Here is a 22307-nt window from a genome sequence, read left to right on the forward strand (position 1 = left end):
TCCGAGGATCAGCTCGCTTTCATCAAGCGCCCACACTTATCGGCTGTTAATTTTTAAAGAGCAATCTGCGAGGAACTTCGTGTTTCTCAGCAGCGCTGCGTTTTCAGCAGCAGAGAAGCGAGATTATTAACCGTTTTTTAAAACTCGTCAACAACTTTTTTAACTACTTCGTTGTGACGACTGCGGTTTAATTTCGTATGCACTGGAGTTGCTAAAACCAACTTCTACAGCACCGCTTCCCTTCTTCCCCCGCGCTGCGTTTCCGTTAGCGCGAAAGAGGCGTGATTCTAAGCACCTGCCCCAGTCTCCGCAACCCCTTTCGTGAAATATTTTTGACATGCTATGCCGGGCGCAGCCGAGCCTGCCCGAGTGGCCATATATAAGCGGCACGGCAAGAGCTGCCCCGGTCGCCCGTGTCCAGCCCCGCCGCCGCGAACTCGACCTTCCCGTCGGTTACCGCCCGACCATCGCCCTCACCACGCCGTCCCGCCGGATCAGTCCGTGATACAGCGCCGCCGCAAAGTGCGCGAGGAACGTCAAGAAGAACAGATACGCCAGCACACGATGCGCGACCCTCAGCCAGGCGAACGTCACCGGATCAGCCGACACCAGCGCCGGCAGCTGCACGCCGCCGCCCAACGTCACCGGATACCCGCCCGCCGACAGCATCGCCCACCCGATCAGCGGCATCGCGACCATCAGCGCATACAGCACGAGATGCGATCCGTGCGCGGCCACCTTCTGCCACCACGGCAGATCCTCGGGTAACGCCGGCGGCTTCGACAACACCCGCACCACGATCCGCACGCACACCAGCACCAGCACGGCCACACCCAGCGGCTTGTGAATCGCCACCAGAACCTCGTGCCGCCCGGAAACGGACGCCACCATCCCCACCCCGATGAACAGCATCGCGAGAATCATCGCGGCCATCACCCAGTGCAGCACCCTCGCGGGCAAACCAAACGTCGCAGAAGTCTTCATCACCGTCCCTCCGAACTCAACCTGGCCACGCCCGCCACGCCGGCCTCTTCACTCGTCCTGCGCAGATACGAATCCGCATAGGCAGCCGAGCGCGCCGCCAGCAACGGATCCCCCGACACCTGGATCCCCTGCGGCAGCACCGTCGGGTCGTAATTCACATCCCGGCACGGCCCGCTGTCCTGCGCATCCACGCGGTCGAGCACGAGCGTGCCCGCGTCGATCGTCGTGCGCTGCGCGGGCCAGACCTTCGTGGCGTCGTCCACCGGATCGCCGGGCTCCGCCAACGTGACCAGCAGCTTCCACTTCTGCGCACCCGCCGCGATGCGCTGCGTCACGTCCTGCTGCAACACGTTCGGGTCCGCCGCCGTCGCGACGTCGCCGGCGCCGGCCGTCTGCTCCGGCACGACGCGCCACCGCACCGCCTGGCGCTTGCCGGCCGCGTCGACGAAGTAGAACGCGTTCAATCCGTAATAGCTTTCGGTGACGTAGCTCGCGCTCGGCTTCGCACCCTTCACCCATTGCAGGAACGCACCCGCCTCCGGGTGCGCGCCGAAAAACGCCTTTACCTTCGCCGGGTCGGGCTTGCCCGTCTTCGGATCGGGCCGGGTCGCCATCAATTGCGCGTAGAACGCCTGCGGCGTCGCCACCGGAAACACGGGCATCGCGTTCATCCCGGTTCGCCATTGCTCGCCATCGGGCGCGGTGAGCTTCAGCGCGAGGCTGCGGATCGGCACGCTGCTGTCGGGCGCGTACGGGTTCCCGCCCGGCAACGCGAAGCGCCCGACCACCGGCGTGCGCACCGCCTTGAAGAACGGCGCGACCGAATACGCGCTCGCGGCGCCGTTGCCTTCGAAGTAACCGGTCACGCACACGCCCTTCGCGTGATTGCGCCGGAAGCCCGGGTGAATGCCGCCGCCGGCCGTCTGCAATGCGTCGACGATCCGGTGCGGGGTCAGACGCGCCGGCGCAAGCCAGCCGCCCGCGTAGCCGAACGCCACGGCCACGCCGGCCACCGCGCCGCCGATCGCGGCCCAGCGCCACCACCCGCGCCCAGGCTCGCGCTGCGGCGAAGAAGAGGAAGAAGATCGCTCCATGAATGTGCTCCCGACCATCAGGTCATTGTCGAACCCGCGTAGGACGCCACCCGCGCCGCTTTATTCCACGATAATTTTTTTCCTATGCTGGTGGAATAAGCGGCGCCCACCAGCGTCTTACGCGGCATCTCTACCCATTCGGCAACCGGCCCGGCCATGCCCTCCACCGCCCTCGACGACGACGCATTGCGCGAACTCATCCCCAGGCTGCGACGCTTCGCGCTCTGGCTCGCGCGTGACGTCCACGCGGCCGACGATCTCGTCCAGTCGACGCTCGAGCGCGCGTTGTCGCGCTGGACGAGCCGTCGCGACGACGCGTCGCTGCGCAGCTGGCTCTTCACGATCCTGTACCGGCAGTTTCTCGACGGCAAACGCAGCGCGAAGCGCTACGCGTGGCTGCTCGGGCGCATCCGCGACGACGACGAAGCGCACTGGCCGTCCGCCGAACGTGAATTCGCGGCGCGCGCGACGCTCGAAGCGTTCGGCCGGCTCTCCGACGAGCAGCGCAGCCTGCTGCTGCTCGTCGCGGTCGAGGGCTTCACCTATCAGGAAGTCGCCGACCTGCTCGAGGTGCCGATCGGCACCGTGATGTCGCGGCTCTCTCGCGCGCGCCAGGCGCTGCGCCAGCTCAGCGACGGCGAGCTTCCTGCTCCTTCTTTGCGATTGATGACGAAATGAACACGCCTCCGAACGAACACGACCTCCAGGCCTACGTCGACGGCCAGCTCGACGACGATGCGCGCGCCGCGGTCGAGCGTTATCTCGCGCTGCATCCGGAGCGCGCGGAACAGGTGAAGCAATGGCAGCAGGATGCGCAGCGGTTGCGGGCCGCGCTGGAAAGCGTGCGGATGCCGGCGGATAACCTTGCGCTGGATCCTGCCGCCATTCGCGGCAGGCAGGCGGAGCGCACGCGGATGCGGTTCGCGATCGCGGCTTCGTTCGTGTTCTGCGTCGGGCTGGGGACATTCGGCGGATGGCAGGCGCGTGGATGGAACGCGGCGCCGCCCATCGCGCCGATGAGCGATGCGGTCGAGGCCTACCGGATGATGGTGGTCGATCAGACGGCCAAGGTCGATTACCGGCCGACGGGTGCGGGAGATTTGCAGGGGTGGCTCACCCGGCGAGTGGGGGCATCGGCAAGGCTGCCGGATCTGAGCGCGGCGGGGTTCAGGCCGGTCGGCGGACGGCTGTTCACGACCGACAGCGGAGCTACTGCTGCGATGGTGCTCTACGAGGACGAGGCCGGGCGGACGCTCAGCTTCTATCTGCGGCCGGCGGAATCGAAACATCGTCTGCTGCCGGCCGGGCAACGTGTGGATGGCGCGTTGCTCGCGCGGTACGGGTCGGTGAACGGGCTCAACTATGCGGTGGTCGGGCCGGCCGGGAGTCTCGCGGAGAAAGCGGTCGCGCAGGCGCTCGATCAGCAGACTTGAGTGGTGCGATGCGCGCCCGGTCGGCGGTCGGGGGTGGCCGCCAGCGCCTTTTGTGGCGCGGCCCGGCGGGCTTGAACGGGCGCACGCTCACCACTCGCTTGCACAGTGTTTCGACTGACTTTCCCTGGCTGTTATGCACATCGAAGCCGCTCCGGTGCCCTCACCTTTGGAATCACAGGGTTTCGAGTCGCTGCGGAACAGGATGTCCACATCGATCACGGGTAAGCGATCCGGCTTCCAAGGATGGCTACGATCCTGTCCGTCCAGGTAGAGTCGCCACCGAGACCTGGCTGCCGGCAAGCATCTTGTTCGCTCGACGCACGAACACCCAGTGCCAAACCCAGAGGAAAACTGCAACGCCACCGGCGATGGAGCCAAGGGTATCGGGTATCAACGAAACAACCTGCGCAAGACACCACCCGATGCCACTGATCCGGCCGAACGAGCGCAGACCCGACAGCGCCGGATTGATACGAGACTCCGCTTCCAGGGACTTCGCAACGTTGGAAATAATGAAGAAGTCCTCGATGAAGTTGTACGGCAAGAGGAACATGAGCCAGACGCTGTTGGGTTCGGCCGCACGCGATCCTTGGTTGACCGATTTCAGGGTAGTCCTCAGGTCGCTCGCGTACGCATAGACCAGAGCCAGGAAAACCGTGATGACGACGATGCCGCCGATTGTCCCAAGCCTCTCCATTTCGCCGAGAACGCCACCTTCTTCTGAAGGATGGACAAGGGGATAGGCGAGCCCAAAAGCAATGGGAATGCTCAGCATGGCTTTGAGAATGATCCGTGCAGTTGCAGTTGCGCTCATGTGTATCCGATGGATAGGTGCGTTGTCACCGGCAGCATAGCGAACGATCGTCCTCGCCGTGCGACTTTGTCCTGGTATATGCCGCCTTCTCTCGCGACGCCAGTCGAGTCGGTGTCCGAACCGCACCGGGAATCGTGGAGGCCAGTCAGCTTGATCGTGGTGACGCTACATGCTGATATCGTTAGGTTCGCTCACCTTGGGTCTGCACAGTGTTTCGAGTTGCGTGGAAGCGTGATATCCACAACCCGAGAGGTGACGCAAACATCCTCACCGCATTCGCGTACCCTCACCCGCTGAATGCACAGGATTTCGAGTGTCCTGGCTGCTCGATATCCACACGGCACTCAGTCACGGCGGATCGCGCGAACATTCTCCCCATCACCTGCTCCATTCCGGACAATCCCTGTCCAGCAAGGCATTCGGGCTGTTTCACATGGTCGAGTGCATGGCGCTCACCTGTCCGAGGCACAGCGATTCGACTGGCTGGGCGTGCGGGTTGTCCACATGCGGCACGTCGGCAAGCGCACGAACGTGATGCACATTCCCCCGCGCTCGCATCGTGGAGCCGGCATTTCTGCGCTCAGTCGCGGGCTCACGTATCCGGATCGGCTCGTCACGGTCAGAATTCGTCGGGATCAGCCCCCCGCTTGCGATCCGAGCGCATGCTCACCTGTTGCTCGCACAGCGTTTCACGTCGTTTGCGCCGCAGTTACCCACATACGAAGGCTGACCACCCTCACCGCCGCCCAGGTCACTTGGTCAGATAAACCTTGAGAATCTCGCCTGTCTCCGGGGAGATGACATATTTCATCGACGTCCCGAGCGGGCTTGCATTGCCGAGCCCGCGCATGCCGGGAGGCATCTTCGCCAGAAACGTCACGCCGATGACGTGGTCGTCCGGTTTCGGATCGACCGTCGCGGCACTTTCGTCCGTGATCCAGATCTCGAAGTTGTGCAAATCCTGCCCGGTCTTCGCGAAGTCGTCATAGGCGGCTTTCAGACCGAGCAGCATCGCGGTATTGAGCCGGACGGAACATCGATCGACTTCGCCGAAATTCAGCTTGCTCATGGTGTTCTCCGGATATCACGGGTTCGGGCTCGTCTGCGGCGCTTGCCGCGGCTCGAGGAAATACTGCGATTCGTCGGGAATGACGCCGTTCACGTAACGCCGGTCTTCCCACAGCAATCGCCAGCACGTCGGGATGAACAATCCCGGGAAATCGTCCGTGATGTTCGGCGCACGCGTGCCCCGAACGAAATAATTGAAGCAACCTCCATTACGCAAGCCGGGCATGACGATCGGCACGAGGCCCGGCCGCCTCGACCACTTGACGACGACAGGCTCCCAGATGCCGTCGCAAGGCACTTTCCGGCTGGTCCAGATGATCGGGCCCACCGCTTCTGGAACCGCGGGCAGTTCCTCCGGAAACACCGGATACGGAAGCGTGTGGAAGTTGCGCTCATGGGCATCCGGGGACAACAGCTGTCTTGCCGAGCGCAGACGCGCGAGGTTGCCGAATCGATCGTCCGAATCGAACGGCGCAGACTCCATCTGGTATTCCGATGCGTGCAGCAGCCGGGCCAGCGCGTCGATCTTCGGCGGGTATGGGGCAACCTGCCCACCGCGATCCCAGTAATCGGGATTCGGGTAGAAATACGCGTCCAGAAGATGGTATTGCCGGTACACGTGCTTGAACGGGCCACCGCTCCGCCAGCCAATCCGGTTCCCTCGGGCCAGCTCGGTCAGCCCTCGATCATAAGTCGCGAGAATGTCGGCGATGATCGGAAAGTGGGTGCGCTGGATGGCCTCCGGATCACCATCGGGCCACGTGTTCACTGCATGCTCGTACGCGTTCGCAAAGCGCTCGAATGCCTCGCGCTTGCGCGTCCAGAGCGACAGGCTCGTCAGGCGTTGCAGCAGCCAGAAAATCTTGCGCCGGGTAGCGTCGTCCGTCATGTCGTCGTGCTCGATCGCAAACGGCGCCGGTTGCCTGCCCGTCATGCCCTCTCCTTTGCGTTCACGCTGGCGCAGCGTCATCGCCCAGGCCGCTGCGTTTCAACACCTCCCGCAGGCACACCGGACACACATACTCACCGGCGTCCCGCAGCCGCACGAACATGGCCGGATCGTCGATCCGGAACGTCGAATCGACGATGTCGATATCCGGCCCGAGCACCTTGCGCAAAAACGCTTCGTCGAACCAATACTTGGGCTCGTGCTTCACACGGGCATCGATCACCCGCACGACGTGACAATCACGGATCACATCGATCGTGAGAATCGCCGTTTCGATATCCGGCGACGACCGCGTCGGCCGGATCAGCCCGTGAAGTTCGCATCGCGCGAAATCGCTCGGCCACTTTGCATTCGCCGCGACGACGGACGTATCGAACGCCTGCTCTTTCGTCGTCGGTTGATGAGGCACCTCGCCGGAACGCACGAGCAGTTCGTCCAGACACGCCAGACAGACATACGCGCGCAAGCGCTCCAATGCCGCGATCTTCGGAAATGCCTTCACGTGCGCGACCTGGTCGACGAAGATCGCATCGACCTCGTGCTCGTCGAGCTCGGCGCGCAACATCCACATCTCCCGGCTGTATCTCGGCCGGTCGAGCGAGACCTTCACGAGTTCACCGGGCACACACTGCCCGCGCAACCTGATGCGTGCGTCCACACCCTTCGATGTTGTCGCCGTGGAAGCGCGTCCGTGTCGATGGCAAACGATCGGTCCCATTACTCACTCCAGTTGCGAGCGCCGCTTGCGTCGCCCTGTTCTTTCTTCGGTTTCGTCGCGCCATGAAAGACATCGAGCGATCGCACATTCCCGCGACCGGATTGCCGAGCGAAGCCCAATCGTGCCAGCCCATCGGCGACGGCGACCACCTCGGTCACGACAACCGCAACACGGCCGGCAATCTCCGTCACCAGCATTTCGTCGACAGGTGCCTTCATCGATCGCTTCGTCCTTCGTCGTTCGTCGCGCGCCAGTCAATCCACTCGACCGCGAGCAAGAGGAGCTCCGGCAAATTGCCCGGGCCGCCGTAGCCGGCGAATTCAGCGCTGGTCGCACGCACGGATATCCAGTCCGACTCGTTGCGCTCGATCGACAGATCGATCACCTTGCCAGACGTTGCGCCGTCGAGCTTCACCTTCCATCCCGGATTGTCCAGCGTGACGACCTCGATGCCGTGCGCGTGTTCCCAGACGCCATCGCAACACGATTCGTACCAGCGCTGCAGCGTAGTCAAGGAATCGATCATGTGCCTGTGCCTCCCGTCATCCGGTTCACATCGTTGCGAGCCATCTGATGATGTCTTCGATGTCTTGGCGAGACAGCTTTCCGACGCGATCGACAAATACCCCGTAGCCGAGATCGAACTTCACGTTGAATCGCTCGCCTTTGTAGCGGCAGCACAGGACGTCGGCTTCCGGGATCGACACGCGTTGCTCGAACACGATGTCGCCCGGATGTTGCTGCATTCGATGCACGACTGTGTCGATATCGAGCGTGTCGAGCCTGGGCAACGAAGAATCGGTCATGTGTCGTGAGCCTGTTCGACGGGCCTTTGCATCCTGGATGCCGGCGATTCTACAGACATAAGGGTCCGCCCATCACCCGCGCGCTTCACAGCTTCCCGATTCGTTCTTCTGTTCGCCGCACGCAGTGCATATCCCGGGCGGATCACAGTCGACGGACTGTGCTTATCCAAAGGTGTTAACAGGGTTCGTATATATACGTAGTGATAGTTAACAAGCGCTGTGCCTCACAGTGGATAACCTCCGTAACACACTGAATTTTCAGCACGAAGCGAGATGCATAACCATGGGTGTCGCACGTGAACAGCTCCGCGCAGCACAGAACAACTTTTCGTCGATTCACAGACTCGCCGACATATCCTCAATCGTTCCACTGTGAATCCAGAGGCTTGCCGGACGGTTATCCAGAGGGGAATGTGGATAACCTCACAGCACATCGACGCGTTTTGCTGTGATTCGAAGCGGTGAAGCCAACGCTCCCGGCATCGCGAGGCAACATCGATCGTCGGGCCCTTCGCACCGCGATTCAAAAAATTTTCACGAAGGGGCTTGTGCTCCTCAAAAACCCTCTCTATAATTCGCGGCTTCTTAGGCTCGTAGCTCAGTTGGTTAGAGCACCACCTTGACATGGTGGGGGTCGTTGGTTCGAATCCAATCGAGCCTACCAACGAACAAAATGAAGGGGTCCGGCAGCGCAAATTGCCTACAGGCAACGCGGCTCGCCAAACATACAAACGCCACGCGGCAACCTCGCGTGGCGTTTTTCTTTTTCCGGCCGAAACAACGCGAAACGACGCATGTCGCCCCGATGCGTTGCGCGATCCACGGCATCGCATCTCCACCGACATCCTGGCCCGTGACGCTGCGACCTGCGCTGCACGGCAGGTAGAATCGTGTGCGACCGAAGCGGCTGCGCCGTTCGACTTTCACCGCATCCGACCACATCAAAACAACAACGCGCGACCCGCGCGACTGAGAGCACCCGACCATGTCCGACGTCACGACCGCCGCATCGTCCGCGAGCAACGACGAAATCGCCGCTTATGTCGGCAAGAAGGCTGCCTGGTTCGAGCGGAAATGGACGATCGCCGCGTCGCGCAAGAACCGGCAGTCGTGGAACTGGGCAGCCTGTTTCCTGGGCCCGGTCTGGATGGCATATCGATGCATGTACTGGCAAGCGGCGGCCGTCCTTGGCGCGTCGCTCGCGATCACGCTGGTCGAGCTGCTGTTCTTCCCGAAATACTTCGAATCGAGCACGCTCGACCCGGTCACGATCGGGATCGCGGTGTCGCTCGGCTGGTACGGGAACGGCCTCTACAAGGCGCACGTCGAGCGCCGGATCGACAAGCTGCGCCCGAATGCGGCGTCGCGCGAATCGTTTCTCGCGTTGCTGGAAGCGCAGGGCGGCACGAACTGGCTCGCGGCGACCGGTTTCGCGATCGCGACGCCGTTGCTCGGCTTCCTGATGATCGTGATCCGCAACCTCGTGGTCGGCACGTATTGATTGCACGAGCACGAACCGGCGGCCGGTAAAGCAGGGCGGCAGGACGGTGAACAGCGCGCATCGCGGCCGTGGATGTCCACGGCACCCGATGCGCGACTCCGCCACCCTCAGTGCAGATGCTTCAACTTGTCAGGATTGCGCACGACATAGATCGCGACGATCTTGCCGTCCTCGATCTCGAGCGCCGTGGTCTGCAGCTCGCCATCGGATTCCAGCGTGACGAAACCCGGCAGCCCGTTGATGAACCCGGCACGCACGAGCTTCGATGCATGTGTCGCAAACAGCTCGGCCAGATACTCGTGCACCTTCATCACGCGTTCGAAGCCGAACACCGGCTTGCCCGCCGCCGAGCGCTTGCCGCCACCGTCCGAATGCAGGCTCACGTCCTCGGCGAGCATCGCGCCGAGCGTGCGCATGTCGCCGCTGCGTGACGCGGCAAAAAACGCTTCCGCCAATTCGATCCCGCGCTGTTTCTCGACATGGAAGCGCGGCCGCGCCTCGCGCACATGCGTGCGGGCCCGTGCGGCGAGCTGCCGACACGCGGCCGGGTCGCGCTGGATCGTCGTGGCCACTTCGTCGAACTCGAGGCCGAACACGTCGTGCAGCAGGAACGCCGCGCGTTCGAGCGGCGAGAGCCGTTCGAGCGCGAGCAGCAGCGGCAGCGTGACGTCTTCCTGTTCGTCTTCGTCGACCACCGGCTCGGGCAGCCACGGGCCGATATAGGTCTCGCGCTGGTGCGGCGCGGACTTCAGCTGGTCGAGGCACATGCGCATCACCATGCGGCGCAGGAACGCCTCGGGCACGCGCACCTCGGTACGGTCGACGTCCATCCAGCGGATGAACGCGTCCTGCACCATGTCCTCGGCATCCGCGACGGAGCCGAGCATCCGGTACGCGACGCGGATCAGCGTGCGACGCAGCGGGTCGAAGCTCGCCGCCGCGTCGGCCCGTTCTTCGGCGCTGCCCCTGGCCGGGTCGAGAGGCGGCATCAGGCCACCATCTTCGCGGCGTCGGCCTTCGCGTCGGCCGGGTCGATCCACAGCCCGAAGCCGACGGCGAGCCGGTTCCAGCCGTTGATCACGTTGATCATCAGCGTGAGCTTCACCTGTTCCTCCTGGCTGAAGTGGTCGTTCAGCGCCGCGTAGGCTGCCTCGTGTGCGGCGTGGCCCTCCGACAGCCGCGTGAGCGCATCGGTCCAGCCGAGGGCCGCGCGTTCGCGGTCGGTGTAGCAGGGCGCTTCGCGCCACGCGGCGAGCAGATAGATGCGCTGCTCGGTCTCGCCTTGCTCGCGGGCCTCGGCCGTGTGCATGTTAATGCAGTTCGCGCACGCGTTGATCTGCGATGCGCGGATCTTGACGAGCTCGATCAGCGTCGGCTCGAGGCTCCCGGCAGCGGCGACCGACACGGTCATCCAGTTCTTCATCAGTGCGGGTGCGGCGGCAAACGGATTGAGTTTCGCAGTCATGGTCCTTCTCCTTTCGTGTGGGTTCCGGTGACATGACGAGCGAGCCCCCCGCGTGTGTGACATCGGCTGAAAATTTTTTCGAAGCGCGTTTGGCCGCGGACCCGGACGAAGGGCGGGGCGGTTCATCGCCGTGCCGGTCGCGGCGCACGCATACGTTCGTCAGACAAATCCAGGCATCCCGGCGCATGCACTCACGATCGCCGCGCGGATGTCATGGGGTGTCAGCAGCCCGCCTGCGCGCCCCAGCGCGTCGTGCACGGCGTTCACGCCCGAACCGGCAGGCCTGCCCGGCGTGTCACGCGTGCGACACGCGCGCGGCCAACACTTTCATTTTTCTTTCGTTCGCGTTTCACCGGCATCCCGATTCGCAGCATTCACATTTCTGGACCATACTGTTCTGCACGGGCAGATGAAGTGACGCCGCATTCGCGGCCCGGCGCGCGCGCCGGCTGCCCGTCGACGCAGCAGCAGGTCGCACGTCAGCCGCGCGCATCACGCGCAAGGCTTTCCCTTTTCCGGCAACGCAACGCAGCGAATCGCGACGTGGACGGTAAACCGATGAGCCTCCTTGCATCAAAGCTTCAGCGCCGTTACCAGGACGTGCGCACCCATAGCGTCGCGTTGACCGCGACGTTGTCCGCCGAAGACCAGGCCGTGCAGTCGATGCCCGACGCGAGTCCGACGAAATGGCATCTCGCGCATACGACCTGGTTCTTCGAAACCGTCGTGCTGATGCGCCGCGTGCCCGGCTACGCGCCGTTCGACGACGCATTCCAGTTCCTCTTCAATTCCTATTACGAAGCGCTCGGCCCGCGCCATCCGCGGCCGCAGCGCGGGCTGCTCACGCGTCCGTCGCTCGACGAGGTGCATGCGTACCGGCAATACGTCGACGACGCGATGCTGCGCGCGCTGGCCGGTGCCGATGCGGCGCTGCTCGATACGATCGCGCCCGAGATCGTGCTCGGCCTGCATCACGAGCAGCAGCACCAGGAACTGATCGTCACCGACATGCTGCACGCGTTCTCGTGCAACCCGCTGAAGCCGGCGTTCCGGCCGCGCAACGGGACGGACGCGGACGCGATGGCCGCGGGCGATGCGGGCGCGCTGCACTGGCTTCACCAGCCGGGCGGGCTCGTCGAGATCGGCCACGACGGCGATGCGTTCTCGTTCGACAACGAACGGCCGCGTCATACGGCGCTCGTGCGGCCGTACGAGATCGCGAACCGCCTCGTGACGAACGCGGAGTTCGCGGCGTTCGTCGCCGACGGCGGTTACATCCGCCCCGAGTTCTGGCTGTCCGACGGCTGGGCCACGGTGCAGCGGGAAGGGTGGCAAGGGCCCGCGTACTGGATGCCCGACGACGACGATGCGGCCGCCACGCGCGTACGTCGCACGTTCGGCCTGCACGGCATCGAACCGCTCGCGCCCGACGCACCGGTGTGCCACGTGAGCTTCTATGAAGCGGCTGCGTACGCGGAATGGGCCGGCGCCCGCCTGCCGACTGAATTCGAATGGGAAGCAGCGTTCCCCTCCGAAGGCATCCGGCAGATGCTCGGGCACGTGTGGCAATGGACGCGCTCGTCGTACGAGCCGTACCCGGGCTTTCGGCCGCTCGCGGGTGTCGCCGCCGAATACAACGGCAAGTTCATGGTCGGCCAGCAGGTCCTGCGCGGCAGCAGCATCGCGACGCCGCCGGGGCACGAACGGCCGACGTACCGCAATTTCTTTCCGCCGGCGGCACGCTGGCAATTCACGGGAGTGCGACTTGCGCGAGACGTCTGACCAGACGGCCACGAGCGGTGGCCAGCAACCCGCCCGCGATTCGCGGCCGAGCGCGTTCGAGCGCGACCTGATCGACGGACTGTCGCGCACGCCGCGCAGCATTCCGCCGAAATACTTCTACGATGCGGCCGGCTCCGCGCTGTTCGATCGCATTTGCGAGCTGCCCGAGTATTACCCGACCCGCACCGAGCTCGGCATCCTGCGCGACCGCGCGGCCGAGATCGTGCGGCGCGTCGGCCCGCATGCGGAACTCGTCGAATTCGGCGCCGGCTCGCTCGAGAAGATCCGCGTGCTGCTCGACGCGTTCGCGGGCAACTATGCGAACGCGCCGGCGCGCTACGTGCCGGTCGACATCTCGGCCGACTACCTGCACGGCGCGGCCGCGCGACTGCGTTCGGCCTATCCGTGGCTCGACGTCGCGCCGCTCGCGGCCGACTACACGAAGGCCGAGCAACTGGCCGCGCTGACCGCGACACCGGCGCGGCGCATCGGTTTCTTTCCCGGCTCGACGATCGGCAATTTCTCGCGGGAAGAGGCCGACGCATTCCTGCGCGATGCCGCACGGCTGCTGCGCGGCGGCGGCCTGCTGGTCGGTGCCGACCTCGTGAAGGACGCGCGCACGCTGCACGACGCGTACAACGATGCACAGGGCGTGACCGCGCGGTTCAACCTGAACCTGCTGGTGCGCGCGAACGCGGAGCTCGGCGCGGATTTCGACGTCGACGCGTTCTCGCATTACGCGTTCTACGACAGCGAGCGGCAGCGCATCGAGATGCATCTCGTCAGCGATGTCGCGCAGACGGTGCACGTGCGCGGCCACGCGTTCCGCTTCGAAGCCGGCGAGCGCATCCACACGGAGAACTCGCACAAGTTCACGATCGACGGCTTCCATGCGATCGCGCGCCGCGCGGGATTCGAGCCCGATACCGTGTGGACCGACGCGGACAACCTGTTCAGCGTGCACTGGCTGCGCAGCGTCGACGATATCCGCGCGTAACGCCCGCTGTTGCGAACCGCTCGCACCGCGCGAGCGGTTCGCTTCCCGCGCACGCCGGCGAGCGCGATCGAATCGCCCGGTTTCGTGCCGAAACGCCTTTTTTACCGGCCCGATGCATCGCCGCAACGGTGTTTCGAGCACGGCCTCTCCCTTGCCCCGCAAGGCTTTGCGGGCATCCGTAAACGTCCGTTACTGGTCTCGCATACCCGTTTCACCTGTGTCTGTGTCCGGTGCCTAGACTCCGAACCGTATTCACATGACGCACGACACGTGCAGGGAGTCGCGAGATGAGCAAGAAACTTATTCTCGGTGCAGTTCTCGGTGTAGCGGCGCTGGCAGCTTCGGGCGTCGCGTCGGCCCACGTCGACCTGTCGGTCGGCATCGGCGTGCCGGGCGTCTACGCGGCGCCCGCACCGGTCTACGTCGCGCCGCCGCCGCCTGTCATGTACGCGCCGGTCGGCTACCGCGATGACGGCTGGCGTGACGATGGCTGGCGTCGGCGCGAATGGCGCGAACACGAGTGGCGCCGTCGTGAATGGCGCGAGCACGAGTGGCGCGACCGCGGCGGCTGGCGCGGCGGCCGCTGGGACTGAGCGGCCCGGCTGATCACCACGAGAGGAGAGTGACAACATGATGCCCATTCGTCACATCAGGCTGTGCGCCGCCGCCACTGTCGTCGCGCTCGCAACGATCGGCAGCGCGCATGCGGCGGGCTGCATGAAGGGTGCGGTGGTCGGCGGGGTCGCCGGCCACTACGCGGGGCACCACGCGGTCGTCGGTGCGGTCGGCGGCTGTATCGTCGGTCACCACATGGCGAAGAAGCAGGCGCAGGAGCAGGCCGCGCAGCACAAGGCCGCCGCGCAGGGCATGCAGCCCACGCAGTAAGCACTTCATCACGGGGGCGGCGCCAACGCGCCGCCGCCGCCTGCTTCGCTCCCCGTTCATGCAACACCCGGATCGATCCGACGAATGCGCACCGCGCGCATCGTTAATCGAGGCAACGCATTGCCGCCGTCGCGCGGAAACGTCGTGCCGGCCCGATTTGCAACCAGCCGTAACCGCGTCGTACTCATGCAGGAATAGGGATCGCCTTCACGCGGATGACGGAAGAGAAACCGGCGCGTGAAGAAGGCGCCGCGAGCGTGTCCGGCACGCTCACCAACGCAGAAAAAAGGGCGGCTCATCGCCGCCCTTCGTATCACCGCCCGGCGCCTGCCAGCGGCACCGCAGGTTCGAACAACGCATCGGCCTGCCTGACGCGCACGAAGCGCGCCGCGCCGTCGCCGTCCACCAGTGCACGGAAATGCGCTTCGCCGCACGCGAGCTTCGCACGCTCGTGCTCGCTCGGCACATGGCCGTCGGTATTCGGCGTATCGACGACGAAGTACAGCCGCTCGCCGCCGTCCTGCTCCGCGAGCACGGCCCAGTCGGGGTGATAGCTGCCGAGCGGTGTCTGCACGCGGAACCACGCGGGCAGCTTCGCGTACAGCTTCACGCCGTCGTGCGCCTCGAGCGCATCGGCGAACGCGCGCTCCGCGTCCGTCTCGCACACGACCGCTTCGTGGATCGACTTCCGCGCGTCGGGCCGCAGGTTGCGCAGGTAACCCGTCAGCGCCTCGCTTTCGAACGATTCGAGCGCATGCACATGGCGCTCGCCGAGCTTGCGATACGCGATGCCCGCGACGAGCGCGAGCCGCTTGCAGCGGTTGATCGCATCGGCCGCGACCGCGATGAACTGCTGCGGATTCACGCGAAAATCGTCGAGCCGGCCGCTGTCGGCCAGGATCGTCGCAAGCGAACGGCGCGTGAGCTGCGTGCGGTCCTGCAGCTCGGTGAGCAGGTCGGGCAGCGGCAGCTCGCCTTCGTCGAGCAGCACCGTGCCGGCGCCGGCCACCTCGATCGCCTCGATGCCGGCCTTGCCGATATCGATCTCGGCCTTGCGCCACTGCAGCCGTGCGCGCGCGATGTCCGGCGCATCGTGCAGCACGGCCGCGCAGTCGCGCACGAGCTTCGCGTTGTCGAACTCGACGCGGTACACGGTGCGATGACGGATGCGGTCCCACAACGCGCGGAAATCCTCGCCGAACACGACGGCCTTGCCCGACGCATCGCGCCGCAGCGCGATCGCACGGCGCTCGTCAGCGTTGCGCACGGCAAAACGGCCCGACAGCTTGCGCAGCGTCGCGACGATCGGCGCGCGCAGCATCTCGAACGCCTCGGGCAGCACCAGCGCGCTCTGGCGCAGCGCATCCTTCAGCCGGTCGAGCACCTTGCCCTGCGCATCGACGTAACCCTGCTCGTGCAGATGATTCCACAGCACGCGCGACAGCTCGATGCCGAGCGCATGCGCGGGCGCGTCGCCTTCCTGTACGGGCAGCGCTGCGAACTGGTGTTCCTCGACGATCCCGAAACGAATGCCCGTATCGGCCTCGATTTCCTTCTGCAGGTTCTCCGCGAACGACTCGTAGCGCTCGGTCGCGATCACGGTGAGCGTGTTCACGCCCGGGTCGCGCACGCGTTCGCCGTCCTGGTCGACGGCGAGGCGCAACCCGCGGCCGAGCGTCTGGCGGCGCTCGCGTTCGGTCTGGATGTCGCGCAGCGTGCAGATCTGGAACACGTTCGGGTTGTCCCAGCCTTCCTTCAGCGCCGAGTGCGAGAAGATGAACTTCAGCGGCGTGTCGAACGACAGCAGCGCTTCCTTCTCGCGCATGATCAGGCCGTACGCGCGTTCGGCGTTCTCGCGGGCCGCCGCGCTGCTTTCGCTCGTGTCGGTCCAGCCGCCCTTGCGGTCGATCGAGAAGTAGCCGTTGTGCGCGCGCCCGACTTCCTGCGCCACGTCGACGCCGTCGAACAGCGCACGGTAGGCCGGCACGCGCGCCGCACGCGCATATTCCTCTTCGAAGATCAGCGCGTAATCGCCCTTCACGGGCATGCCGTTCTCGTCGTAGCGGCGATAACGCTCGACCGAATCGACGAAGAACAGCGACAGCACCTTCACGCCGCGCTCCGCGAGGCGCAGTTCCTTGTCGAGATGCTCGCGGATCGTGCGGCGGATCATCTCGCGCTGCACGGCGAGCGTGTCGATGTCGCCGAACGCCTCGCCGAGCGACAGGAACGCCTCGCCTTCCGGATGGCGCAGCTCGACGTATTCGGCGCCCTTCACCGCATGGACCTCGCCGATCCGCAGCCCCGCGTACAGCGCACGCTTGGTCAGGCGTTCGAGATCGTCGCCGTCGGTGGCCGTCACGATCTGGCGCTTCACGCCGGCCGCCGTCGCGACGTCGAGCTCGACACGCGCGCTGATCGCGCCGCGCCGGTTCGACACGCCGACGAGCCGCACGTACGGCTTGTTGTGCGCGTCCTCGACGATCGCCGACGCGATCTCGATCTGCTTCACGAGCTTGCGTTCGTAGGCGTCGACCGCGTCGAGCCGGTACACCATGTGGTGACGGTCGACGTGCGTGGCCGAATAGCGCAGCGTGCAGAGCGGCGCCATCGCGGCGAGCGCTTCGCGCCCGCGCCCCTCGAGGCCGCCGTCGACGCTTTGCGGCTCGTCGACGATCACGATCGGCCGCGTCGCGCGGATCAGGTCGATCGGCTTCTCGCCGCCGGTCTTCTCGCTGTCCTTGTAGAGGTTGTTGATTTCCTTCTTGTTGATCGCGGCGACCGTCATCACCATGATCTGGATCGCCGCGCTCGCCGCGAAGTGACGCACCTGGCCGAGCTTCGCGGAGTCGTACAGGAAGTAGTCGTACGGCACGCCCGCGTACAGCGCGCGGAAGTGATCCTCGGTGATGGAAAGCGTCTTGTGCACGCCTTCCTTGATCGCGATCGACGGCACGACGATCACGAACTTCGTGAAGCCGTAACGACGGTTCAGCTCGAAGATCGTGCGCAGGTACACGTAGGTCTTGCCGGTGCCGGTCTCCATCTCGACGGTGAAGTCGCGCGAGCCGGGCAGGCCGGACGGCGGCAGCCCGCCGCGCAGCTGCACGTCGGCGAGATTGCGCGCGAGCGCGTCGTCGGTCAGCGACAGCCGGTTGCCGACGCCCTGTTCCGACACCGCGAAGCCGAGCGAGCCTTGCGCGGCGGCCGTCGTGCCGGGCGCGGCGTTCGCGAGCACGCTGAAGTCGCCGCGATACGATTCCTGCCCGCGAAACAGGTCGCAGACGGCGTCGATCGCCTCGCGCTGGTAGTCGAGATCCGCTTCGAAATGCAGCCGCATCACAGGCTCCGCACGCGCTTCACGCCGTGCTGTTCGAGCAGCGCGGCGAGATTGAGCTTCGCGACGTCGTCGACGAAACCGCTGTCGCGGAACAGGCACGTGACGTCGTGCGTCGTGCCGGTCGCATCGAGCAGGTCGACGATGCCGTCGGCGAGCGGGCCCGCGTCGTCGCGCGAGATGCGCGCATCGAAGCACGCGACGATCGCGCGGCCGATCAGGTGCACGGTCTTGCCGGCCACCTGGTGATGCTCGACCGGCGTGCACAGGTCGAGGCCGAGCTTCAGCGTCAGTTCGGCGAGCAGGTCGTCTTCGGTGCGGCCGGTCTTCACGTGCTCGACGGATGCGAACAGCGCATGGTCGAAGTCGTCGCGGCGCGGGTCCCACTCGATCACGTTGGTCGTGTCGAGCCGGTACACGCGGAAACCGAGGTCGCCATAGCTTTCCGGGTAATCGCGCGCGACCTGCTGCGCGGCGCGGCGCAGGCGTTCCTTGGTGATTTCGGCGAGCGTCAGCGGCTTTTTCAGCTTCGCGCAGAAATCGGCGGCCGCCAGCTGCGTCTTGTCGCGGCGGTCGAGCGCCTCGGGCAGCTGCACGAGCACGTAGCGGCGCGCGCCGCCGTCGGTCGCGTTCACCTGCATCACCGCGTGGCCGGTCGAGCCGGAGCCCGCGAAGCAGTCGAGCACGATGTCGTCGCCGCGCGTGCACCAGCCGATCACGGCCGCCGCGAAATCGACCGGCTTCGGCAGGTCGAACGGGATGCCGAGCGTCTTCAGCAGCGCATCGTCGGAGCCGGCGAACGGCAGCACCGACGGCACGTTCTCGTACATGTTCTCGTCGAGGTAGTAGATCCGCTGCGGCTGCGTGGTTTCATCCGCGCCGAACTCGATCTGGCCGCGCTCGATCAGCGCCTGCATCGTCGCGGGCGGGTTGCGCCAGCCGCGCGCCGGCATCGCGCACGGCTTGCCGGTGACCGGGTGGATCAGCGGCGTGAAATACTCTTCCGGCGCCTTTTTCTTGTTCGGCCAGGCCATCGACACGAGGCGGTACACGCGCCCGTCGGCCGACAGCCGGTCGTACATCGCCTCGCCGCCGGACAGGTTGGTCTGCGCCTTCATCCACGCGCGGTACGCCTTCTGCGCGTCCTTCGCGTTGCCGCTGCGGTACACGGCGTCGTGCGCGGCATCGAGCATGCGCTGCGCATTGCGTTTCGGGCGCTTGAGCGGCGCCCGTTCGAGCAGCGTCTCGGCGTTGCGCGCGAACAGCACCAGCGATTCGTGCTGGTACGCGACGCCGCGTGCGTCGCCCTTCGGGTTGCGCTTGTCCCACACGGCGACGCCGAGCTCGTTCTCCTCGCCGAAGATCTCGCGCAGCATCAGCACCAGCGCGTGCACTTCGTGCTCGTCGATGTGCACGGCGATCAGCCCTTCGTCGGACAGCAGCGCGTGCGCGAGCTTCAGGCGCGGATACATCATGTTCAGCCAGTCGGTGTGGAACCGGCCGTTCGCCTCGGTGTTGGTGCTGCGCTTCACGCCGCCCTGGGTCTGCCCGGTCATCGCCAGGTAGTGGCGGATGCTGTCGCTGAAGTCGTCCGGATAGACGAAATCGCTGCCGGTGTTGTACGGCGGGTCGATGTAGACGAGCTTCACCTTGCCCGCGTAACTCTTGTGCAGCAGCTTCATCACGTCGAGGTTGTCGCCCTCGATCACGAGATGGCGCGTATCGTCCCACGCGACGCTGTCGTCGGGGCAGGGCCGCAGCGTGCCGGTCGACGGCGTGAGCGCGGCCTGGCGCGCGCTGCGCTTGCCATGCCAGTGGAAGCCGTAGCGTTCTTCGGCGTCGCCGACCGTGCGATCGCCGACCAGCGCCTTCAGCACGTCGATGTCGACCGACGCGCCGCCGGGGCCTTCGGTCACGAGTTCGGGGAACAGCGCCTTCAGGCGCGCGACGTTGTCGGCGGTGAAATCGGTCGACATCGCCTGCGGGCTGGCCGCATCGAGTTTCTGCATCGTCTTTTCCATCGGAGCCCGGCCGCGCGCGCCAGGACGTCGGGCGCGCTCACGGCACCGGCGGCAATGGCCACCCGGGCAAACCCGAAACGCTATCGAGTCGACCGGCCGAGGTCAAGCGCCGATGTGGGCCGAGCGTGCGCGCATCGGCCGCGATCGCCCGCCCCACGGGCCGCAAGCGGCTTCGGGCCGGTTGTCGCACGGGCGGCCGGCGGCCGTTGTCCGGGCACCCCGGAGCGCCGCGGAAAGGACGAAAAAAAGGGCACGGTCGGCGCAAAGCGCCGCCGTGCCCGCATGGAGAAATCCTGGAGGCAGGGAAAGGCGGGGTACCGCAAGCCCCGCCCGGATGGCCGGCCCGCAGGTCAGAAACGCGTGCGGATGCCCGACGTCAGTTCGAGCTGGTTCTTCGCGCCGAACGTCGACGCAGCCGTGTAGCCGCCGTGCAGCTTCATGTAGTCGCCGGCGAGGTACACCTCGGTGCGCTTGCTCAGGTGATAGAACACCGACCCGTAGATCGTCTCCTTGAAGCCGTTGGCGACGCCGTTGGTCAGGCTGAACGCGCCGAGGTTCGCGTTCGGCGTGAAGCCGTCGGAGTTGTTCGCGGCGTTCTTGATGCGCATCTGCTGGTAGCCGAGCTCGTAGTCGAGCGCGCCCTTCGGGGCGATCTTCATCGACACCGTCCACGAATCGTCGTGACGCTGGCCGAGCGGGCCCTGGTCGCCGTTGTAGCGGAAGTAGCCGGCATTCAGGCGCACGATGTCGAACGTGTAGTTGCCGCCGACCGAGAACGTCTGGTTCCGGAAGCCGTTGTGGTTCACGTGGTTGTAGAAGCCCGACACGTTGAACGGCCCGCCGTTGTAGCCGAGCGCGGCCTGGTAGGCGGAGCCGGTCGCGAACGACGTCGAGTTGCTGAACTGGTAGCCGGCGCTCGCGAAGATGCCGTTGCTGAACAGCTTCTTCCACGCGACGCCGTTGTTGTAGCGCGTGCCGGTCGGGCCGGCCGCGTAGAAGATCATCTGCTTGAAGTTGTTCGAGTTGGTCCAGCCGCCTTCCTCAGTCGACAGCCTCGCGGAACCGTACGCGTCGCCGTAGATCGCCGATGCGTCACGCGCGATCGTGTTCTGGAAGCCGGCCGTCAGCTTGCCGAAGCGCTCGTCCTCGACGCCGACCCACGCGTCGCGGTCGAAGATCTGGCCTTCGTCTTCCATCTGGCCGTTCGCGACCACGAATTCGCTTTCGAGGCGGAAGATGATCTTCGTGCCGCCGCCGATATCTTCTGCGCCGCGCAGGCCCCAGCGGCTGCCGCTGAACCACGGCTCGCCTTCGTTGCCCATCCCGATCACGTGATTGCCGTTCGCGTCGGCGTGGGTCCGGTAGGTCGGAAAGCTCAGGTCCATCAGGCCGTAGAGCTGCACGCTCGACTGCGCTTGCGCGTGCGTACCGGCGCACAGGCCGGCCGCCGCGATGGAAAGGGCAAGGGTTTTTCGTTTCAAGATCGTCTCCTCCGAGCTGCCGCATTGAAATCTTGTCGTTTGCAGTACGTAATGTATGCCGACTCGTGCCGGCCACAGCGAGAGGGCCGACGCGTAACATCGTAGAGCGTGCAATCCTTCACGACGCTTTCCCGGACGCAGGAATCGGATCGGTGAAAACACCGAACGCGCAACGATCACGGATCAGGCAGGCGTGCGCAAGCGGGCCTGCGGGGTGTCCGGCTGGCCTTAACGACTTTTCGTGCTACGAATCGATGTTCCGTGCGGCGGGCGCGTGCCCGTCAGTCCTGCGCGCTTTTCATGCGCAGGATGTACCCCAGCCCGCGCAGCGTGATGATTTCGGCCGTGCTGCCCGCGAGATGCTTGCGCAGCCGGTGAATATAGATGTCGATCGCGTCGGCGCTGGGCTCGTCGTCGAGCGCGAACACGCTGTCCATCAGCCGCGCCTTCGACACCGTCTTGTTCTGCTGCAGCATCAGCGTCTCGAGGATCGCGTGCTCGCGGCGGCGCAGCGTGAGCACCGTTTCGCCGCAGCGGAATTCGCGCGTGCCGAACGCATAGACGAGATCGCCGCACACGAGCTGCGTCGTGCCGACGCCGGCCTGCCGGCGGATCAGCGCGCGAATCCGTGCGACCAGTTCGCGCGATTCGAACGGCTTCACGACGTAGTCGTCGGCGCCCGCGCCGAAGCAGTCGACCTTGTCGTCGACCGAGCCGTGCGCGGTCAGCATCAGCACCGGCACGTTGTCGTTGCGGCGCCGCAGCCGCGCGAGCACTTCCTTGCCGCTGATGCCGGGCAGACGCATGTCGAGCAGCACCGCGTCGTAGCGTTCGGTCTTCAGCACCGTGTCGGCGCGCTCGCCATCGCCGACGGAATCGACCGCGAAGTCCTCGCCGCGCAGCAGGTTCACGATCCAGTGCGCGAGTTCGGCGTTGTCTTCGACCAGCAGGAGTTTCATGACGGCTTTCTCT

Annotated in this window: 23 protein-coding genes and 1 tRNA gene; 8 read left to right on the forward strand and 16 right to left on the reverse strand. The window is 65.4% G+C overall.

Annotated features, from left to right (window positions below):
* Positions 1–453: 453 nt before the first annotated feature.
* Both DPV79_RS37665 and DPV79_RS37670 read right to left on the reverse strand, forming a co-directional pair.
* On the reverse strand, positions 454–984 hold the full coding sequence (locus DPV79_RS37665; protein ID WP_208866770.1) for a cytochrome b: 531 nt from the start codon (positions 982–984) through the stop codon (positions 454–456).
* Entirely contained in the window at positions 984–2078 is a 1095-nt protein-coding gene (locus DPV79_RS37670) for a catalase family peroxidase (RefSeq protein ID WP_113047794.1), read from the reverse strand. The genes DPV79_RS37665 and DPV79_RS37670 overlap by 1 nt, the downstream gene beginning before the upstream one ends.
* 156 nt (positions 2079–2234) lie before the next feature.
* Between DPV79_RS37670 and DPV79_RS37675 the strand changes: the two genes are divergently transcribed.
* Together DPV79_RS37675 and DPV79_RS37680 are read left to right on the forward strand one after the other, a co-directional pair.
* Positions 2235–2756 (forward strand): sigma-70 family RNA polymerase sigma factor, encoded by a 522-nt coding sequence (locus DPV79_RS37675; RefSeq protein ID WP_059857553.1) that lies wholly within the window; start codon positions 2235–2237, stop codon positions 2754–2756.
* Complete coding sequence (locus tag DPV79_RS37680; protein WP_059591613.1) at positions 2753–3511, forward strand: anti-sigma factor family protein; 759 nt, start codon at positions 2753–2755, stop codon at positions 3509–3511. Before DPV79_RS37675 ends, DPV79_RS37680 begins: the two co-directional genes overlap by 4 nt.
* 247 nt (positions 3512–3758) lie before the next feature.
* Here the strand turns inward: DPV79_RS37680 and DPV79_RS37685 are convergent, their stop codons facing one another.
* The 7 genes from DPV79_RS37685 to DPV79_RS37715 form a co-directional block, all read right to left on the reverse strand.
* A complete protein-coding gene (locus DPV79_RS37685; RefSeq protein WP_113047795.1) occupies positions 3759–4325 on the reverse strand; it encodes a hypothetical protein in 567 nt (188 codons plus the stop codon).
* Positions 4326–5076: 751 nt separating this feature from the next.
* Positions 5077–5394, reverse strand: a complete 318-nt coding sequence (locus DPV79_RS37690; protein ID WP_059620799.1) for a hypothetical protein — start codon at positions 5392–5394, stop codon at positions 5077–5079.
* Positions 5395–5409: 15 nt separating this feature from the next.
* Positions 5410–6327 (reverse strand): Imm72 family immunity protein, encoded by a 918-nt coding sequence (locus DPV79_RS37695; RefSeq protein ID WP_244321872.1) that lies wholly within the window; start codon positions 6325–6327, stop codon positions 5410–5412.
* A 16-nt stretch (positions 6328–6343) separates the two neighbouring features.
* The gene (locus tag DPV79_RS37700) at positions 6344–6952 is read right to left on the reverse strand and encodes a hypothetical protein (protein WP_165843615.1); all 609 of its coding nucleotides are present in this window, start codon (positions 6950–6952) and stop codon (positions 6344–6346) included.
* A 107-nt stretch (positions 6953–7059) separates the two neighbouring features.
* Positions 7060–7278, reverse strand: coding sequence for a hypothetical protein (locus tag DPV79_RS37705; RefSeq protein WP_034195832.1), 219 nt, complete (start codon positions 7276–7278; stop codon positions 7060–7062).
* Positions 7275–7586: an Imm53 family immunity protein gene (locus tag DPV79_RS37710; protein ID WP_113047797.1), complete on the reverse strand. Its 312-nt coding sequence runs from the start codon at positions 7584–7586 to the stop codon at positions 7275–7277. Before DPV79_RS37710 ends, DPV79_RS37705 begins: the two co-directional genes overlap by 4 nt.
* A 25-nt stretch (positions 7587–7611) precedes the next feature.
* Positions 7612–7866 carry a hypothetical protein gene (locus DPV79_RS37715; protein WP_059650048.1) on the reverse strand — a complete coding sequence of 85 codons (255 nt, stop codon included), beginning with the start codon at positions 7864–7866 and terminating at the stop codon, positions 7612–7614.
* A gap of 587 nt (positions 7867–8453) precedes the next feature.
* Between DPV79_RS37715 and DPV79_RS37720 the strand changes: the two genes are divergently transcribed.
* Both DPV79_RS37720 and DPV79_RS37725 read left to right on the forward strand, forming a co-directional pair.
* Positions 8454–8530, forward strand: a tRNA-Val gene (locus DPV79_RS37720).
* A gap of 321 nt (positions 8531–8851) precedes the next feature.
* The gene (locus tag DPV79_RS37725; protein ID WP_113047798.1) at positions 8852–9367 is read left to right on the forward strand and encodes a DUF2628 domain-containing protein; all 516 of its coding nucleotides are present in this window, start codon (positions 8852–8854) and stop codon (positions 9365–9367) included.
* A gap of 107 nt (positions 9368–9474) precedes the next feature.
* On the opposite strand, the gene DPV79_RS37730 is transcribed toward DPV79_RS37725, so the two are convergent.
* Together DPV79_RS37730 and DPV79_RS37735 are read right to left on the reverse strand one after the other, a co-directional pair.
* The gene (locus DPV79_RS37730; RefSeq protein WP_113047799.1) at positions 9475–10356 is read right to left on the reverse strand and encodes a sigma-70 family RNA polymerase sigma factor; all 882 of its coding nucleotides are present in this window, start codon (positions 10354–10356) and stop codon (positions 9475–9477) included.
* Positions 10356–10832, reverse strand: a complete 477-nt coding sequence (locus tag DPV79_RS37735; RefSeq protein WP_113047800.1) for a carboxymuconolactone decarboxylase family protein — start codon at positions 10830–10832, stop codon at positions 10356–10358. Before DPV79_RS37735 ends, DPV79_RS37730 begins: the two co-directional genes overlap by 1 nt.
* Positions 10833–11390: 558 nt before the next feature.
* On the opposite strand from DPV79_RS37735, the gene egtB reads away from it, so the two are divergent.
* The 4 genes from egtB (at position 11391) to DPV79_RS37755 (ending at position 14496) form a co-directional block, all read left to right on the forward strand.
* The gene (gene egtB / locus DPV79_RS37740; protein WP_113047801.1) at positions 11391–12614 is read left to right on the forward strand and encodes an ergothioneine biosynthesis protein EgtB; all 1224 of its coding nucleotides are present in this window, start codon (positions 11391–11393) and stop codon (positions 12612–12614) included.
* Positions 12598–13611, forward strand: coding sequence for an L-histidine N(alpha)-methyltransferase (egtD, locus tag DPV79_RS37745; RefSeq protein WP_059493823.1), 1014 nt, complete (start codon positions 12598–12600; stop codon positions 13609–13611). Before egtB ends, egtD begins: the two co-directional genes overlap by 17 nt.
* 287 nt (positions 13612–13898) lie before the next feature.
* Positions 13899–14204, forward strand: coding sequence for a hypothetical protein (locus tag DPV79_RS37750; protein WP_027788766.1), 306 nt, complete (start codon positions 13899–13901; stop codon positions 14202–14204).
* 37 nt (positions 14205–14241) lie between these two features.
* Positions 14242–14496, forward strand: a complete 255-nt coding sequence (locus DPV79_RS37755) for a hypothetical protein (protein ID WP_113047802.1) — start codon at positions 14242–14244, stop codon at positions 14494–14496.
* Positions 14497–14552: 56 nt separating this feature from the next.
* On the opposite strand, the gene DPV79_RS42350 is transcribed toward DPV79_RS37755, so the two are convergent.
* The 5 genes from DPV79_RS42350 to DPV79_RS37775 form a co-directional block, all read right to left on the reverse strand.
* Positions 14553–14795 carry a hypothetical protein gene (locus tag DPV79_RS42350; protein ID WP_133295764.1) on the reverse strand — a complete coding sequence of 81 codons (243 nt, stop codon included), beginning with the start codon at positions 14793–14795 and terminating at the stop codon, positions 14553–14555.
* A 14-nt stretch (positions 14796–14809) separates the two neighbouring features.
* Positions 14810–17836, reverse strand: a complete 3027-nt coding sequence (locus tag DPV79_RS37760) for a type III restriction-modification system endonuclease (protein WP_113047803.1) — start codon at positions 17834–17836, stop codon at positions 14810–14812.
* Positions 17836–19854 (reverse strand): site-specific DNA-methyltransferase, encoded by a 2019-nt coding sequence (locus DPV79_RS37765; protein WP_059490348.1) that lies wholly within the window; start codon positions 19852–19854, stop codon positions 17836–17838. The genes DPV79_RS37760 and DPV79_RS37765 overlap by 1 nt, the downstream gene beginning before the upstream one ends.
* Positions 19855–20204: 350 nt before the next feature.
* The gene (locus DPV79_RS37770) at positions 20205–21335 is read right to left on the reverse strand and encodes a porin (RefSeq protein WP_059709599.1); all 1131 of its coding nucleotides are present in this window, start codon (positions 21333–21335) and stop codon (positions 20205–20207) included.
* A 281-nt stretch (positions 21336–21616) separates the two neighbouring features.
* Positions 21617–22294: a response regulator gene (locus DPV79_RS37775; protein WP_021162256.1), complete on the reverse strand. Its 678-nt coding sequence runs from the start codon at positions 22292–22294 to the stop codon at positions 21617–21619.
* Between the last annotated feature and the right edge of the window lie 13 nt (positions 22295–22307).

Origin of the sequence: Burkholderia reimsis, assembly GCF_003294055.1 — a bacterium.
GTDB classification, from domain to species: domain Bacteria; phylum Pseudomonadota; class Gammaproteobacteria; order Burkholderiales; family Burkholderiaceae; genus Burkholderia; species Burkholderia cepacia.

What these genes read in the sequence shown, in the direction of transcription:
- DPV79_RS37715 (WP_059650048.1), bottom strand. Translation starts at nt 7,866, where the DNA reads ATGACCGATTCTTCGTTGCCCAGGCTCGACACGCTCGATATCGACACA.
- DPV79_RS37710 (WP_113047797.1), bottom strand. Translation starts at nt 7,586, where the DNA reads ATGATCGATTCCTTGACTACGCTGCAGCGCTGGTACGAATCGTGTTGC.
- DPV79_RS37665 (WP_208866770.1), bottom strand. Translation starts at nt 984, where the DNA reads ATGAAGACTTCTGCGACGTTTGGTTTGCCCGCGAGGGTGCTGCACTGG.
- DPV79_RS37680 (WP_059591613.1), top strand. Translation starts at nt 2,753, where the DNA reads ATGAACACGCCTCCGAACGAACACGACCTCCAGGCCTACGTCGACGGC.
- DPV79_RS37670 (WP_113047794.1), bottom strand. Translation starts at nt 2,078, where the DNA reads ATGGAGCGATCTTCTTCCTCTTCTTCGCCGCAGCGCGAGCCTGGGCGC.
- DPV79_RS37695 (WP_244321872.1), bottom strand. Translation starts at nt 6,327, where the DNA reads ATGACGGGCAGGCAACCGGCGCCGTTTGCGATCGAGCACGACGACATG.
- DPV79_RS37675 (WP_059857553.1), top strand. Translation starts at nt 2,235, where the DNA reads ATGCCCTCCACCGCCCTCGACGACGACGCATTGCGCGAACTCATCCCC.
- DPV79_RS37690 (WP_059620799.1), bottom strand. Translation starts at nt 5,394, where the DNA reads ATGAGCAAGCTGAATTTCGGCGAAGTCGATCGATGTTCCGTCCGGCTC.
- DPV79_RS37730 (WP_113047799.1), bottom strand. Translation starts at nt 10,356, where the DNA reads ATGCCGCCTCTCGACCCGGCCAGGGGCAGCGCCGAAGAACGGGCCGAC.
- DPV79_RS37705 (WP_034195832.1), bottom strand. Translation starts at nt 7,278, where the DNA reads ATGAAGGCACCTGTCGACGAAATGCTGGTGACGGAGATTGCCGGCCGT.
- DPV79_RS37735 (WP_113047800.1), bottom strand. Translation starts at nt 10,832, where the DNA reads ATGACTGCGAAACTCAATCCGTTTGCCGCCGCACCCGCACTGATGAAG.
- DPV79_RS42350 (WP_133295764.1), bottom strand. Translation starts at nt 14,795, where the DNA reads ATGAGCCGCCCTTTTTTCTGCGTTGGTGAGCGTGCCGGACACGCTCGC.
- DPV79_RS37725 (WP_113047798.1), top strand. Translation starts at nt 8,852, where the DNA reads ATGTCCGACGTCACGACCGCCGCATCGTCCGCGAGCAACGACGAAATC.
- DPV79_RS37755 (WP_113047802.1), top strand. Translation starts at nt 14,242, where the DNA reads ATGATGCCCATTCGTCACATCAGGCTGTGCGCCGCCGCCACTGTCGTC.
- DPV79_RS37760 (WP_113047803.1), bottom strand. Translation starts at nt 17,836, where the DNA reads ATGCGGCTGCATTTCGAAGCGGATCTCGACTACCAGCGCGAGGCGATC.
- DPV79_RS37750 (WP_027788766.1), top strand. Translation starts at nt 13,899, where the DNA reads ATGAGCAAGAAACTTATTCTCGGTGCAGTTCTCGGTGTAGCGGCGCTG.
- egtB (WP_113047801.1), top strand. Translation starts at nt 11,391, where the DNA reads ATGAGCCTCCTTGCATCAAAGCTTCAGCGCCGTTACCAGGACGTGCGC.
- DPV79_RS37685 (WP_113047795.1), bottom strand. Translation starts at nt 4,325, where the DNA reads ATGAGCGCAACTGCAACTGCACGGATCATTCTCAAAGCCATGCTGAGC.
- DPV79_RS37775 (WP_021162256.1), bottom strand. Translation starts at nt 22,294, where the DNA reads ATGAAACTCCTGCTGGTCGAAGACAACGCCGAACTCGCGCACTGGATC.
- DPV79_RS37765 (WP_059490348.1), bottom strand. Translation starts at nt 19,854, where the DNA reads ATGGAAAAGACGATGCAGAAACTCGATGCGGCCAGCCCGCAGGCGATG.